Source organism: Paeniglutamicibacter sp. ZC-3, assembly GCF_025847175.2.
GTDB lineage: Bacteria > Actinomycetota > Actinomycetes > Actinomycetales > Micrococcaceae > Paeniglutamicibacter > Paeniglutamicibacter sulfureus.
In genome coordinates this window covers 21100-34830 of the sequence record NZ_JAOYTG010000021.1, presented here as the reverse complement: position 1 = coordinate 34830, position 13731 = coordinate 21100, and the positions used below count along the sequence as shown (strand labels likewise).

The window sequence follows — 13731 nt, the reverse complement described above, 5'->3', positions numbered from 1 at the left end:
TGGTGAAGGGGATCACACTGGGTGTCAGTCGGTACTCCACGCCTTGGCTCCTTGTTCCCCGGAAGGTGAAAAATGCGTCTCAATTCTCCGGCATCCCCGGCACTGCAGCGCAGTGCGCTGGCGGCCCACGAGACGCTGGGAATCGGGGCGCTCGACCACGTGGCTTGGAAATTGCGCGACGTTGTTCGCGAATCATGGCTGCGGTCCCTGGAATACAAGGGCAAGGCCGAATCCAACGCCCATACGGTGCTCAGCGACGATGCCCTGCGTGAATTGCGGAGCACCTCGCCGTTGCGGCTTGTTCTTCCGGTTTTTGACCGGCTCCTGCTCGAACCGGCACGGGAGACCGGGTTGATCCTGGCCATCGGGGATCCCACGGGACGCCTGCTCTGGGTCAAAGGAGACAGCCAGGCCTTGCAGGACGCCGAATCCATGGCTTTTGTGCCCGGCGCCGATTGGTCCGAACGCACAGTGGGTACCTCGGCTCCGGGCACGGCGCTTGCCACCCGAGGCGGAGTGCAGGTTTCAGGTGCGGAACACTTCGATCCCATTGCCCAACGCTGGAGCTGCACAGCTGTCCCCATCCATGCGCCGGGCACCGGGGAAATACTCGGCGTCGTGGACATTACCGGCGGCGAGGAAGCCGTCGCCGCACATTCACTGGCACTCCTGAAAGCGGCGGTGGCGGCGGCCGAGTCCGAGTTGCGCTGGTACCAGGAAAAAGTCGAACCGTCGCAAAGGTCCTTTATTGTTCCTTCAGCCTCCCGAGTGAAATCCGAACCGGTATCGAGGTCAATGCTTCGGCTGACCTCCGGCGCCGGAGCGGAGCTGCACCGCGGCGACAAGGTCATTGATCTAAGTACCAGGCACGCGGAACTGCTCGCGTTGCTGAGTTGGCATCCCCGCGGGCTAACCGGCGAGGAATTGGTCGAGTTGCTGCATCTCAATCCCGATGCCGCCGATGTGGGAACGCTCCGGGCGGAAATGGTCAGATTGCGCAAGGTCCTGGCGGAATTCGATCCACTGCTGGTACCCCTTTCTCGCCCGTATCGGCTCGGGAGTACGCCGCAAAGCGACGCCCGGGAGGTGCTGCTTGCCATAGAAGGCGGTGACCTCGACGCAGCGTTGGCCCATTTTGCGGGTCCGGTCCTCCCGCGCTCGCAGGCCCCGGGCATCGAAGTGATCCGAGACGAGGTCTTTGCCGCCCTGAGGCAGGGGATGCTGCAGGATGGCACCGATGCGCAACTTCTTCGCTTCCTGGAGCTGCCCGAGGTGCAGGACGACGAGGAGGTCCTCGGAACCACGTTGCAGGTGCTGCCCGCCCGCTCGCCCCGCCGGGCCATGGTGGTTGCCGCGCTTGAACGGCTCGAAACCCGTTCTTAGTCGGTGAACATCGGCGGGGTGTAGCCGGCGGTGCGCAGTTCGGGGTGCCAGTACAGGTTTCGTTCCGGGTCGCCGCGGGGCTGCCCGGCCCGGGCAATGACGTACGGGATCCCGTTGACCATTTTTAGGGTGATCAGTCCGGAATGGACCTGCAGATGATGAAATGCGCAGGTCAGACATCCATTGTCCACACTGGTGGGCCCGCCCTCCTGCCAGGGCTTCACGTGGTGGGCCTCGGTGGTTGCGGCAGGACGGTGGCAGCCGGGGACCACGCAGCCGCGGTCGCGGATGGCCAGGGCCTTGCGCTGCGCCGGGGAGAAGCTGCGCGCCTCCCGTCCCAGATCCAGGATCTCCCCCTCGGTGCCGAGCACCGCGGGGAGGATGTCGCCGTTGCAGGCGAGCCGGCGGATGCTCGCGGCGGAGATCGGGCGGCCGTGGTCGGTGATCCCGGCGTCCTCGCATTGGCCCAGCAGGGCGCGGTAGCCGATCAGCACCCCGACCTTCACGCGCAGGCCCCCGGATTCAGGGACACCGGTGCCGTTCAGGGTGCCGCTGATGGCGGCGATTACCCCGTCCAACAGCAGTTGGGGGGCGGTGCGCGGGTCGCGGGCCTCCCACCACGTCGAGGTGTCCCAGGGTTTGGCGGTGGGGTTCGCAGCATTCGTGCCCTCGGCGGTGGCGGGGGGCCCGCACGCCCATTCGCTTCGCGGGACCAGGTCCGGGCTCGTGCCCGGGGCCACTGCCCACTCGGGCGCGGGCATGCCGACCGGAGCGGCGGCGTCGGAGACCTGCGCTGCGTCGGGACCCGGGCCGCTGGCGCCCGTGGTGCCGGTGCCGGGATCGATGGCGAGACCGCCGGTCGAGGCGGAGGCGGGCGGGAGCTTGTCTGAGCGCGGGTTGGTCCAGGCCTCGGCGAAGGCGAGGATCGTTTCGGAGTCGATGGGGTCGCAGCGCAACAGGTACTCGTCGCAGCCGTCGCGGTAACCGCGGTAAACCATGCCGCGCTTGGCCAGGATCTCCTCGTCGGTGATCGGGGCGCCGTTCTCCGCCAGATAGGTGCCCCAGTCGGCGAGGGCCTTGTGGGAGTGCCTCGGCTCCCGGGTGCGGGCCTCGTGGACCAGGGATTCTTCGATGGCGGTGTTCAGGTTCGCCGCGTCGGGTCGTTCGGCGATGCGCGGCTGCATCGACTCCAGCCGCCCGGCCAGTTGCGCCAGGGTGCCCACGTCGGCGGACCCGTCGGCCGCGGCCCCGGCCAGCAGCGGGAACAGGGGCGCCGACACGCGTGCTGCGGGTTCATCTGGCGACCGGAGGTCCTGGCCATGGTTGGGAGACTCCGGCGGGGTGGGTGCCGGTGCGACGAGCAAACGACCGCCGGTGATCCGGCGGCGGGCTTCGGTGGCCGAGATGTGCAGGTGCGCCTGCAGCCAGGAGGCGGTGTCGCGGTGCGGTGCCATCCCCGGGCATATCCGTTCAGGAGGAACTTCCGCGTTGCCCTCGGCCAGGGCGCCGGGGTCAGCGGCCAGCGCGTCGATGGCGGCCGCGGTGTCCGGGTCCAGCCGGTGCACCTGGTTCGCATCGGCTCGGAAGGCGGTGCGCAGCTGCTCGTAGGCGATCGCCCGGTTCCCCTGTTCCAGCAGGCCCAGCAACAGTGCGGCGGATGCCGCGTCCGGCTCCAGCCCGTCGAGCTCCCGCTGCGCGGCACGCAACCGGGCCACCGCGTCGGCGAGGTGGCGGATCGCGGTGTCGGTGCGCGCATGCCCCCTCGGGGGGATCGGTGCAGCGGAAGTCCTCATGCGCTCGAGTGTGCTCCGCCCACGACCCGGGCCGCTGCCGGAACGGGGAAATGTGGGGGAGAGTGGACGCGGGCAACTGTGGCGGCGGGCGAAACGGGTCATGGTGCAACGTGGATTGCCGGCACATGACGGGTGCCGGGGATAGTTCGGAGGTGCCCGGCGCCGTGGAAGGGACTGATGCAACGTTGCCGCAACGTTGGTGTGAGTAGGCTCACATTCAGAACAGCACCACACCACCGATTGCAAGGAGTCGTCATGACGGTCTACGCCAACCCCAACACCGAAGGTTCACTGGTCCAGTTCAAGTCCCGCTACGAGCACTACATCGGAGGCCAGTGGGTCGCCCCGATCAAGGGCGAGTACTTCGAGAACATCACCCCGGTCACCGGCAAGGGCTTCTGCGAGGTCGGCCGCGGCACCGCCGAGGACATCGAGGCGGCACTCGACGCGGCCGAGGCCGCAGCCGGCCCCTGGGGCAAGACCAGCCCGGCGGCACGCGCCGTGATCCTGAACAAGATCGCGGACCGCATCGAGGAAAACCTCGAGATGCTTGCGGTCGCCGAGACCTGGGACAACGGCAAGGCGGTGCGCGAGACCATCAACGCCGACCTGCCGCTAGCCGTCGACCACTTCCGCTACTTCGCCGGCGCCATCCGCGCCCAGGAGGGCGGCCTCTCGCAGATCGACGAGCACACCACCGCCTACCACTTCCACGAGCCGCTCGGTGTGGTCGGGCAGATCATCCCCTGGAACTTCCCGATCCTCATGGCCGTGTGGAAGCTGGCCCCGGCCTTGGCGGCGGGCAACGCCATTGTCCTGAAGCCCGCCGAGCAGACCCCTGTCTCGATCCTGGTGCTCATGGAAGTGATCGGGGACCTGCTCCCGGCCGGCGTGCTGAACGTCGTCAACGGCTTCGGCGTCGAGGCCGGCAAGCCGCTGGCCTCCAACAAGCGCATCCGCAAGATCGCGTTCACCGGGGAGACCACCACCGGCCGGCTGATCATGCAGTACGCCTCGGAAAACCTGATCCCGGTCACCCTGGAATTGGGCGGCAAGTCCCCGAACATCTTCTTCGAGGATGTCGCGGCCAAGGACGACGCGTTCTACGACAAGGCCAAGGAAGGCTTCACCATGTTCGCGCTGAACCAGGGCGAGGTCTGCACCTGCCCCTCGCGCGCCTTGGTCCAGGAATCCATCTACGACTCCTTCATGGCCGACGTCGTGGAGCGCACGAAGGCCATCAAGCAGGGCAACCCGCTGGACACCGAGACCATGATGGGCGCGCAGGCTTCCAACGACCAGCTGGAGAAGATCCTCTCCTACCTGGACATCGGCAAGGCCGAGGGCGCCAAGGTGCTCACCGGCGGCGGGCGCGCGGAGCTCGAGGGCGACCTGTCCGGCGGCTACTACGTGCAGCCGACCATCTTCGAGGGCCACAACAAGATGCGCATCTTCCAGGAGGAGATCTTCGGCCCCGTCGTCTCGGTCGCGAAGTTCTCCGGCTACGAGGACGCCATCGAGATCGCCAACGACACCCTCTACGGGCTGGGCTCGGGGGTGTGGAGCCGCAACGGCAACACCGCCTACCGCGCCGGGCGTGACATCCAGGCCGGCCGCGTCTGGGTCAACCAGTACCACGCCTACCCGGCGCACTCGGCGTTCGGCGGCTACAAGTCCTCGGGCATCGGACGCGAAAACCACAAGATGATGCTGGACCACTACCAGCAGACCAAGAACCTGCTGGTCTCCTACTCGGAGGACAAGCTGGGCTTCTTCTAAACCGCCCTGGGGTCGGCGGCCGGAAGACCGCCGACCCCTCCAATGCGCACCACCCCCGCACGTGAGCACCACCCGCTTTCCGCCCTGCTTCGGTGGCGCGTGATCAGGGGCCAGTCACCTTCCGGTGCACGAACCCCCTGTCCCCGCGCCATCAACCAATGACAAGGAAATACTGATGAGCACCATGCGCGCAGCCATAGTCGAGAACTTCGGCGACGAACTCACCGTTGGAACCACCGAGATCCCCGAGCCAGGCCCTGGCCAGGCGCTGGTCAAGGTCATCGCTTCCGGCGTTTGCCACACCGACCTCCACGCCGCCGAGGGCGACTGGCCCATCAAGCCGATCCTCCCGCTGGTCCCCGGACACGAGGGCGTCGGCAACGTCGTGAAGATCGGCGAAGGCGTCACCGAGGTCAAGGTCGGCGACCTGGTCGGCAACGCCTGGCTCGCCAGCGCCTGCGGCAGCTGCGAGTACTGCGGCACCGGCTGGGAAACCCTCTGCGAGTCGCAGCAGAACGGCGGATACTCTCTCAACGGTTCCTTCGGCGAATACATGCTGGTGGATGCGAAGTTCGCCGCACACATCCCCGAGGGTTCGGACCCGTACGAGATCGCCCCGGTGCTCTGCGCCGGCGTGACCGTCTACAAGGGCCTGAAGCAGACGGAAGTGAAGCCCGGCCAGTGGGTCGTCATCTCCGGCATCGGCGGGCTCGGGCACATCGCAGTGCAGTACGCGGTCGCCATGGGCATGCGGGTCGCCGCGGTAGACGTCGCCGAGGAAAAACTGGCCCTGGCCCGCAGCCACGGCGCCGAGGTCACCGTCAACGCGTTCGCGCAAGACCCGGCCGAGGCCATCCAGGCGGCCACCGGCGGCGCCCACGGGGTGCTCGTCACCGCGGTGCACCCGGCGGCATTCGGCCAAGCCATCGGCATGACCCGGCGCGGCGGAACCATCGTGTTCAATGGCCTGCCGCCGGGGGACTTCCCGGCACCGATCTTCGACATCGTGCTCAAGGGCCTGACCATCCGCGGATCAATCGTCGGCACCCGGCAGGACATGGACGAGGCGCTGGAGTTCTACGCCCGCGGCAAGATCAAGCCCACCTTCCACACCCGCCCGCTTGAGGACGTCAACGCGGTCTTCGACGAAATGAAGCACGCCAAGATCGATGGCCGCGTGGTCATCGACTACGTCAACAAGTAGCGGGGGCCATAGCCCCCTTCTGCCCCGTGGAACCAGGGCAGGGCCAGCGCACGAACCGTTCCACACCTCCCGCCCGGCACCGATCCCCCAAGACGGTGCCGGGCGGTGGTATCTGCCATTGGAAACACCCACAAGCACAAGGGAGCACGAGCATGGAAAACGTCATCGAGTCGGCGCCGGCGATGGCCGGCGAGGAATTTTCGCGGGTGGCGCTCGGGCAGGAGGCCGCGGACTTGTTGCGCAAGCTCTGGAACCGGCACGGGCCGCTGATGTTCCACCAGTCCGGGGGCTGTTGCGACGGGTCCTCGCCCATGTGCTTCCCGGCAGGTGAGTTCAAGACCGGCGATTCGGACATCCTGCTGGGGACCTTCGCGCTGCCGGACGATGCGGGCAACCCGCTGGGGAGCCTGGACTTCTGGATGAGCCGGGAGCAGTTCGAGTACTGGAAGCACACCAAACTGACCATCGACGTGGTTCCCGGACGAGGCTCGGGGTTCTCCGTGGAAGCGCCCGAGGGCAAGAGGTTCCTGATCCGCAGCGAGATCATCGAGTTTCCCGCGACGTAGCCAATGTGGGCTCGGGAGTCGACTTGAGGTGCCCGGGGGCGTCGATTTCGTTGCTCCGATGGCCATTGCGAACATATTTGGGCGTGACCGGATGCACAATAGGGGCACGTAATATAACAAAATGGTAACGGAATTTCGGCCGGTTTTTTGGCCCCGCCCGACCCCGGCGCTTCCTTAGTCGCCCTTGGGATGCCCCCGAATGGGCGGGCAGCTCCGGCATTGGTCGATTCTTGTCAAATCCCCGGGCGCGGGGTTGAGATCTGCTGACATATGGCTACGTTGGAATGGATGGTTGAAGAACTCGAAAACACATTGTCCGAGGCAACATTCCGCCAACCAGCAGTATCCGACGGCCGAGCCCTGTGGCAGATGGCCCATGACAGCCAAGTGCTGGACGTGAACACCTCGTACGCGTACCTGCTCTGGGCCCGCGACTTCGCCGAGACGTCGCTCATCGCCGAAATCGACGGTGCCCCGGCCGGCTTCGTCACCGGCTACCTGCGCCCCGAGGACCCGGGAACACTCATGGTGTGGCAGGTCGCCGTGGGTGCCGACTTCCAGCAGCGCGGCCTGGCTGCGGCCATGCTCGACGAATTGGCAACACGCAGCGGCGCGGAACTGCTTGAGACCACGGTCACCGATGACAACGCGCCTTCCAACCGGCTGTTCACCCGTTTCGCCGAACGGCACGGTGCCGAACTGACCCGGACGGCGTTGTTTACCCCCGAGCTCTACCCGGACGACCACGACACCGAGTACCTGTACAGGATCGGCCCGCTGGGGCACGGCACCAATTCACCGGTTCCTGAACTGGCTGCCGCCGGAAGCCGCTAGCGGCACCAATTCCTGACCCCGCCGTATCCATTGCGGCCAGCGGGCGGCCCGACCTGCCCGCACCACCACCAGTATCTCCGCACCGAGGCCAGCTCCTTCGAGGACCGGCCGCAGCTTTGTCATACCTATTGAAGGGAAAGACCATGAGCAATATTTTTGAAACCCTGGAATCCGAAGTCCGCAGCTACTGCCGCAGCTGGCCCGTCGTGTTCACGCACGCCAAAGGCGCCACGCAGACTTCCGAGGACGGGACCGAGTACCTGGACTTCTTCTCCGGTGCCGGCGCCCTGAACTACGGGCACAACAACCCCGCGCTGACCAAGCCGTTGCTGGACTACCTTTCCAGCGGCGCGGTCGTCCACTCGATGGACATGATGACCCCGGCCAAGCGAGAGTTCCTTGTGACGTTCCAGGAACTGATCCTCAAGCCGCGCCACCTTGACTACAAGGTCATGTTCCCGGGCCCGACCGGCACCAACACGGTGGAGGCCGCGCTGAAGCTGGCCCGCAAGGTCACCGGGCGCCAGCACATCCTCTCCTTCACCAACGCGTTCCACGGCATGACCCTGGGCTCGCTGTCGGTCACCGGCAACTCGCTCAAGCGCAAGGGCGCCGGCATCCCGCTGACCAACAGCTCCAAGATCCCCTACGACGACTACTTCGACGGCACCACCGCCGACTTCATGTGGCTCGAGCGGGTCCTGGAGGATTCGGGCTCCGGCGTGGACAAGCCGGCCGCCGTGATCGTCGAAACCGTGCAGGGCGAAGGCGGCCTGCGTGCCGCCCGCATCGAATGGCTGCGCAGCCTCGCGGCGCTGCTCAAGCGCCACGACATCCTGCTGATCGTCGACGATGTCCAGGCCGGCTGCGGCCGCACCGGCACCTTCTTCAGCTTCGAGGAAGCCGGGATCGAGCCGGACATCGTATGCGTCTCCAAGTCGATCTCCGGCTATGGGCTGCCGATGGCGTTGACGCTGTTCCGTCCGGAACTGGATGTCTGGGAGCCGGGCGAGCACAACGGAACCTTCCGCGGCCACAACCCGGCCTTCGTCACCGCCACCGCCGCGCTGCGCGCCTACTGGGCCGACGACAAGTTCCAGCAGCAGCTGGCGGGCACCATCGAGACGCTGCACCGCGGACTCGAGGAAATCGCCGGCACCGTCGAGGGCGCGGGCCTCCGCGGCCGCGGCCTGCTCGTGGGCATCATCTTCCCGGATCTGGAGACGGCCTCCAAGGTCGCCGCCGAGGCCTTTGCGAACGGCCTGCTGGTCGAGACCTCCGGTCCCGATGACGAGGTCGTCAAGCTCATGCCGCCGCTGACCGTCACCGACGAGGAACTGGCCCGCGGCCTGGCGATCCTCACCGCGGCAGTGCGCACCGTCGCCGGCACCCCGGCGCTGGCCTCCGCCTAATCACCCCCCCCCGACTTCCATGGCCGGCAACGGCCGCCGAGTACAACTATCGATCCCCTTGGAGGACACATGCTGGTTACCAACCTGAACGACCTGAACGACACCGACCGCGACGTCAAGTCGGAGACCTGGCGCAGCCGCCGCATGGTGCTTGCGGGGGAGGGCGTCGGTTTCTCCTTCCACGACACCGTGATCTACGCCGGGACCACCTCGACGTTCCACTATGCCAACCACATCGAGGCCGTGTACTGCGTGCAGGGCGAGGGGACGCTGACCAACGAGGAGACCGGTGAGGTGCACCAGTTGGGCGACGGCACCATGTACCTGCTCAACGGCAATGAGAAGCACACCGTGCGCGCCACCACCGAGCTGCGCATGGCCTGCGTGTTCAACCCGCCGGTGACGGGCCGCGAGATCCACGACGAGAACGGCGTCTACCCGCTGATCGTCGAAGAGGCGGTTTCGGCTTCCTGACCCGCATCGGGGGGCCATTCGCCCCCCGTGGACTTGCCTGCCCCACGGGGCAGGGCAGTGCGATGTGCCGGCCCCGAAGGGTCCGGCACATCCGTGTCTGCGCGGTACGGCGCAGACAAGTTAAAAAACCGAGGAGGAACGGACATGACGGAGACATTGCGTCGCCACCACGATGCGTATCCAACACGAACAGGCAGCAACTACACGGTGCTTGATCGCCCGGGCCCGGTGGCCTGGGGAACCGCGGCCGATGGACCCATTGACGCGCAAACCCTGCAGGGTTTCGAGTCCAAGGGCTATCTGGCCATCGACCAACTGGTGGACCCCGAGGAGTTGGAGGTTCTCCGGGTGGAACTGCGCCGGATGTCGGAAGACCCGTCGGTGAGGGCCGACGAGCGGACCATCATCGAGGCGAAGTCCCAGGAGGTGCGCTCGATCTTCGACGTGCATCGGACCAGCGAGGTCTTCAAGAAGATCGCCAACGACCCCCGCGTGGTGGGCCGGGCCCGGCAGATCCTGGGCTCGGAGGTCTATATCCACCAGTCCCGGGTGAACTTCAAGCCTGGCTTCGAGGGCAAGGAATTTTCCTGGCACTCGGACTTCGAGACCTGGCACGCCGAGGACGGCATGCCGGACCCGCGGGCGGTGAGCATCTCGATCTCGCTGACCGACAACTACACGTTCAACGGGCCGTTGATGATCATGCCCGGATCGCACAAGAAGTTCATTTCCTGCGGTGGCGAAACGCCGGAGGACAACTACAAGAAGTCCCTCATCATGCAGGGAGCAGGAACCCCTGACAAGGAGACGCTGACCCGGTTCGCCGATGAATACGGGATTGACGTGCTCGAGGGCAAGGCCGGCGGGGCCGTGATGTTCGATTCGAATTGCATGCACGCCTCGAACGGCAACGTGAGCCCGTACCCGCGCTCAAACATCTTCATCGTGTTCAACAGCGTCGAAAACACGTTGGTCGAACCGTTCGGCGCTGACCAGCCGCGCCCGGACTACATCGGGGTCCGGGACTTCACCCCGGCCGGCTAGCTCCGGCGTCCGGCTTCGGGCCGTTCCCAGGACTCGATGTCCCCGGGGACGGCCCCGAAGGCGGGGTGCAGCCGGGGCGGATCAGCCGCTGCCAACAGGGCCTCGCGATCCGGATCGCGCACCGCCAGCTTGCCCAGCAGGTGCTGCCGCTCGTAGCCGACCTGACCGGCGGTGACCGTCAGCAGGTGGATCGGGCCGCGGGCAGGCGGACGCAAAACCAATGCCCGGTTGAAGTTGTAGCCGCGCGCATCTGCCTCCAGGGCGATGCCCTCGAGGTAGTTTCCGACCGCGGCGAGTGGATCTTCCGTGGCCCGGAAACGCTGTAATTGCGGGTGGTTCCGGTAGCCCGTGGTCTTTCCGTCCAACACCTTTTGCGCCAACAGGGTTTCCCGCCAGCAGGCGAGCAGGCCCTTGGTGTCCAGGTATTGGGGGTGCAGGCTCCATAGGCGCATCCACCCATCCTAGCGATGCGCCGGAAACACCGGGCCCCCCGGTGCCGTAAACAACAGCGGACTTTCCGCGCGGCTCTGGTGCAATGGTGGGATGAATGAAGAAACCTCACGCGAAAATGCAGGCCAGGGAACAGGTGAGCCCTTCGAACTCTCCTTGCAGCTGCGCTGGTCGGACATGGACGCACTGGGGCACGTTAACAACGCGCGAATCGTGACGCTCATGGAAGAGGCACGGCTGCGTTGGTCACGACCCGATGCGCACACCGGGCGGTTCGAATTCGGTTTGGTCGTGGCCTCGCTGCAGGTGGACTACCTCCGCCCGGTTCTCTATCGGCCGGAGATCCTCATTCGGGTCGGGGCGGTGCGCATCGGCACCAAGTCCTTCACCGTGCGCCACGCCGGGTACGTGGACGGTCAGCCGGTGTTTGACGGGACCACGGTGATGGTTCCATTGGCCGTGGACAGGGTGTCATCGCGAGCGCTGAGCAAGCCGGAGCGCGGCTGGCTTGAGAGCTCGATGATGCAGCCCTGAACCTGATTTTCAGCACCGAAGGTTTACCGTAGCGGATCTCTTGCGCCAGAAGATCTCGGGTTCGGTGAAGACGCTTGGGCGATATCCTCTCCACGCCCTCGGATTCCGATCGCAAGCATTTTCGTTCGGCGGTACCCGGTGGAGAATTGACCCATGCTTAAGGCATCCAACAGCTACCTCTGGGCTCTCGTCGTTGCCCTGTATTTTCTGGAGTACGGGGTATGGCAGCTTGCCACTGATGAATTCGGGGCCGGGGTCATTTTCACGGTGATGGCGCTCGTATGGGTTGCGCTTGCCAGAGTGCAGTATCGCAAAACTCGCGCGAAAAAGCCGAAAATGAATCCGGCGGACCGCAGGTCGGATCGATGACTCCACGGCACATGCCGTCTAATTGTCGAAGTCGACTGCACGGAAGGCTGATCCTACGGGAGCAACTGCGCGCAAATTTTCCATCACCGCCAGATTCACTTGCCATAGTGGCAAGTGACCATTACTCTTTCCACTATGGAAAGTAACTTAAGGGGTTCGTCGCCAGAAGAGGCGGCAAATGCCCTGGACACGCTGGCGTTCGACCGTAAGCGCCTCGCAGCGAGCCTTCAGACACCGTGGGTACTCTTGGCCGCTTTCGGAGCCGTAGGCGCGTGGTGGGTCTCAACGGCTGCGACCACCAACCCCGGTGAGAACTATGACCCGCCCTCCAGCAGCTGGCTGGCTCTCGTCGGGGCACTTGTGGTGGCACACCTAATCAGGCGCGAGACCGGTGTTGGCTTTCGCACTATGGGCGCGCATGCCAGCTGGGCTCTGGGCGGGATCGTTGCCAGCTGTCTTGCGCTCTTCAGCGTCTCACTCGGCTTCGTCTCGTTCGGTCTGCGGTGGCCGGTCGCATTGGCTAGCTTGGCCGCGTTTGCAACGACAACGTGGTTGGCCGGTGTCGCCTATCGGTCGGCAGTGGAGTTGTTGGCACGTGAACGAGGCTAGGTTCGATGACGTCATCCACGCCCCCGTGCGGTTGCGCATCTGCGGACTCCTGCGTCGGGTCGACCGTCTCGACTTCGCAGTGCTGCGAGATGCGCTGGAGGTCGCTGACGCCACGCTTTCCAAACACGTGAAGATCCTCGCCACGGCCGGCTACGTCTCATCTGGCAAAGCAGCATCCTCGGATCGCAGCGACGCTCGCCAGATCACTTGGTTGTCCCTCACCGGGGCGGGGAGGTCCGCCTTCGACGCACACGTGCGGGAACTTCGGAAGATCGCGGGGCCATCCAGCTGACAGGCTGAGGCCCGGCACGCGGATCCCGGCACACCTGACCGGTGGTCGTACTTCGGCTAGGCATTCGGAAAGCAAGGAGTCAAACGAATGCGCAAAGCGCCATTTTGGCTCGTTGGTTTTTGAGCGCCAGGCCCGGGACAACGTCAGTATCATGGAGACACTCTCGATGAGTTGAGGACGCCAAGACGAAGACCCATGAGCCAGCAGGGGGAGCCCGATCGTGACACACGACAAAACACCGGACACCACCCCGGACGGACACCACCTCATCATCAATGGGAGAAAGTGGAGAGCGAGCGATCCCTCCATCCCTCCGAAACTTCGCCAGGAACTCGTCGAGGAACTTATGGCCGCCCGACGAGCCGTCAAGGCCCATGAGAACGAGGCTCGGGCACGAGTCAATGATGCAAAGATCGCGCTGGGTGAGCGCGGCCAACCTTGGTGGGAGGCGCCCGAGCCCCAGGCCTTCAATGAAAGAATTTCTGCGACCATCCGAGCACTTCTGCGCAAGCGCATAGACTCGTCGATTTGCCCGAGCGAAGTCGCCCGAATCGTGAGTGGTAAGGGGGATGCTTGGCGTGACCACATGAGCAAGGTCCGTCGTGTCGCGTCCGAGATGGCTTGCCGCGGCGAGATCGTTGCAACCCAGAAGGGTATCCCGGTGGAAGCTGACAACGTTCGTGGTCCCATTCGCCTTAAGCGCGGTACCTCGGTTGGGGACATTCCCTCTGGCACCCGGTCCGAGTAGCCGAAGTCCATACCCGCATGCAGGAATCGATTTCATGTGAGAGGGACTTCGCGTGCTGGTTCGGACCCGTACGAACGGCGTATCCCCGTGCTCGGACGACAGATTGCAGTTGCGACGGGGTGACAGCCCCTATCGAGGCCTGATCACAGATCGGTAGGCATCCGCTCTACCCGATTCATGATGTTCCGCCATCGTCACTTCCCAGCCGGACCCGAAACAGTGCTTGAGAGAGATTGACCA

General features: G+C 65.3%; 14 protein-coding genes. 12 read left to right on the top strand and 2 right to left on the bottom strand.

Features of this window, described 5'->3' with window-relative positions; genetic code table 11:
- Positions 1 to 72 precede the first annotated feature (72 nt).
- Entirely contained in the window at positions 73 to 1383 is a 1311-nt protein-coding gene (locus OIU93_RS17420; RefSeq protein ID WP_264271328.1) for a helix-turn-helix domain-containing protein, read from the top strand.
- Here OIU93_RS17420 and OIU93_RS17415 read toward each other — a convergent pair.
- Positions 1380 to 3176 (bottom strand): HNH endonuclease signature motif containing protein, encoded by a 1797-nt coding sequence (locus OIU93_RS17415; protein ID WP_264271327.1) that lies wholly within the window; start codon positions 3174 to 3176, stop codon positions 1380 to 1382. The two genes, OIU93_RS17420 and OIU93_RS17415, sit on opposite strands and share 4 nt — an antisense overlap.
- Before the next feature lie 255 nt (positions 3177 to 3431).
- Between OIU93_RS17415 and OIU93_RS17410 the strand changes: the two genes are divergently transcribed.
- From OIU93_RS17410 to thpD, 7 genes are all read left to right on the top strand, one after another.
- A complete protein-coding gene (locus tag OIU93_RS17410) occupies positions 3432 to 4955 on the top strand; it encodes an aldehyde dehydrogenase family protein (protein WP_264271326.1) in 1524 nt (507 codons plus the stop codon).
- 175 nt (positions 4956 to 5130) lie between these two features.
- On the top strand, positions 5131 to 6159 hold the full coding sequence (gene adhP / locus OIU93_RS17405) for an alcohol dehydrogenase AdhP (protein WP_217387020.1): 1029 nt from the start codon (positions 5131 to 5133) through the stop codon (positions 6157 to 6159).
- Positions 6160 to 6311: 152 nt separating this feature from the next.
- Positions 6312 to 6725, top strand: coding sequence for a DUF779 domain-containing protein (locus OIU93_RS17400; RefSeq protein WP_264271324.1), 414 nt, complete (start codon positions 6312 to 6314; stop codon positions 6723 to 6725).
- Between the two features lie 288 nt (positions 6726 to 7013).
- Positions 7014 to 7559, top strand: coding sequence for a diaminobutyrate acetyltransferase (ectA, locus tag OIU93_RS17395; RefSeq protein ID WP_254455710.1), 546 nt, complete (start codon positions 7014 to 7016; stop codon positions 7557 to 7559).
- A gap of 143 nt (positions 7560 to 7702) precedes the next feature.
- Positions 7703 to 8971, top strand: coding sequence for a diaminobutyrate--2-oxoglutarate transaminase (ectB, locus tag OIU93_RS17390; RefSeq protein WP_264271323.1), 1269 nt, complete (start codon positions 7703 to 7705; stop codon positions 8969 to 8971).
- Positions 8972 to 9040: 69 nt separating this feature from the next.
- A complete protein-coding gene (locus tag OIU93_RS17385) occupies positions 9041 to 9445 on the top strand; it encodes an ectoine synthase (protein WP_264271322.1) in 405 nt (134 codons plus the stop codon).
- Between the two features lie 144 nt (positions 9446 to 9589).
- Positions 9590 to 10489, top strand: a complete 900-nt coding sequence (thpD, locus tag OIU93_RS17380) for an ectoine hydroxylase (RefSeq protein ID WP_264271321.1) — start codon at positions 9590 to 9592, stop codon at positions 10487 to 10489.
- Here the strand turns inward: thpD and OIU93_RS17375 are convergent.
- The gene (locus tag OIU93_RS17375; RefSeq protein ID WP_264271320.1) at positions 10486 to 10941 is read right to left on the bottom strand and encodes a pyrimidine dimer DNA glycosylase/endonuclease V; all 456 of its coding nucleotides are present in this window, start codon (positions 10939 to 10941) and stop codon (positions 10486 to 10488) included. The genes thpD and OIU93_RS17375 overlap by 4 nt on opposite strands.
- Before the next feature lie 91 nt (positions 10942 to 11032).
- Between OIU93_RS17375 and OIU93_RS17370 the strand changes: the two genes are divergently transcribed.
- From OIU93_RS17370 to OIU93_RS17355, 4 genes are all read left to right on the top strand, one after another.
- A complete protein-coding gene (locus OIU93_RS17370; RefSeq protein WP_264271319.1) occupies positions 11033 to 11473 on the top strand; it encodes a thioesterase family protein in 441 nt (146 codons plus the stop codon).
- A gap of 153 nt (positions 11474 to 11626) precedes the next feature.
- On the top strand, positions 11627 to 11842 hold the full coding sequence (locus OIU93_RS17365) for a hypothetical protein (protein WP_264271318.1): 216 nt from the start codon (positions 11627 to 11629) through the stop codon (positions 11840 to 11842).
- A gap of 595 nt (positions 11843 to 12437) precedes the next feature.
- On the top strand, positions 12438 to 12743 hold the full coding sequence (locus OIU93_RS17360; RefSeq protein WP_264271317.1) for a transcriptional regulator: 306 nt from the start codon (positions 12438 to 12440) through the stop codon (positions 12741 to 12743).
- Positions 12744 to 12963: 220 nt separating this feature from the next.
- The gene (locus OIU93_RS17355) at positions 12964 to 13491 is read left to right on the top strand and encodes a DUF3253 domain-containing protein (RefSeq protein ID WP_264271316.1); all 528 of its coding nucleotides are present in this window, start codon (positions 12964 to 12966) and stop codon (positions 13489 to 13491) included.
- Positions 13492 to 13731 lie beyond the last annotated feature (240 nt).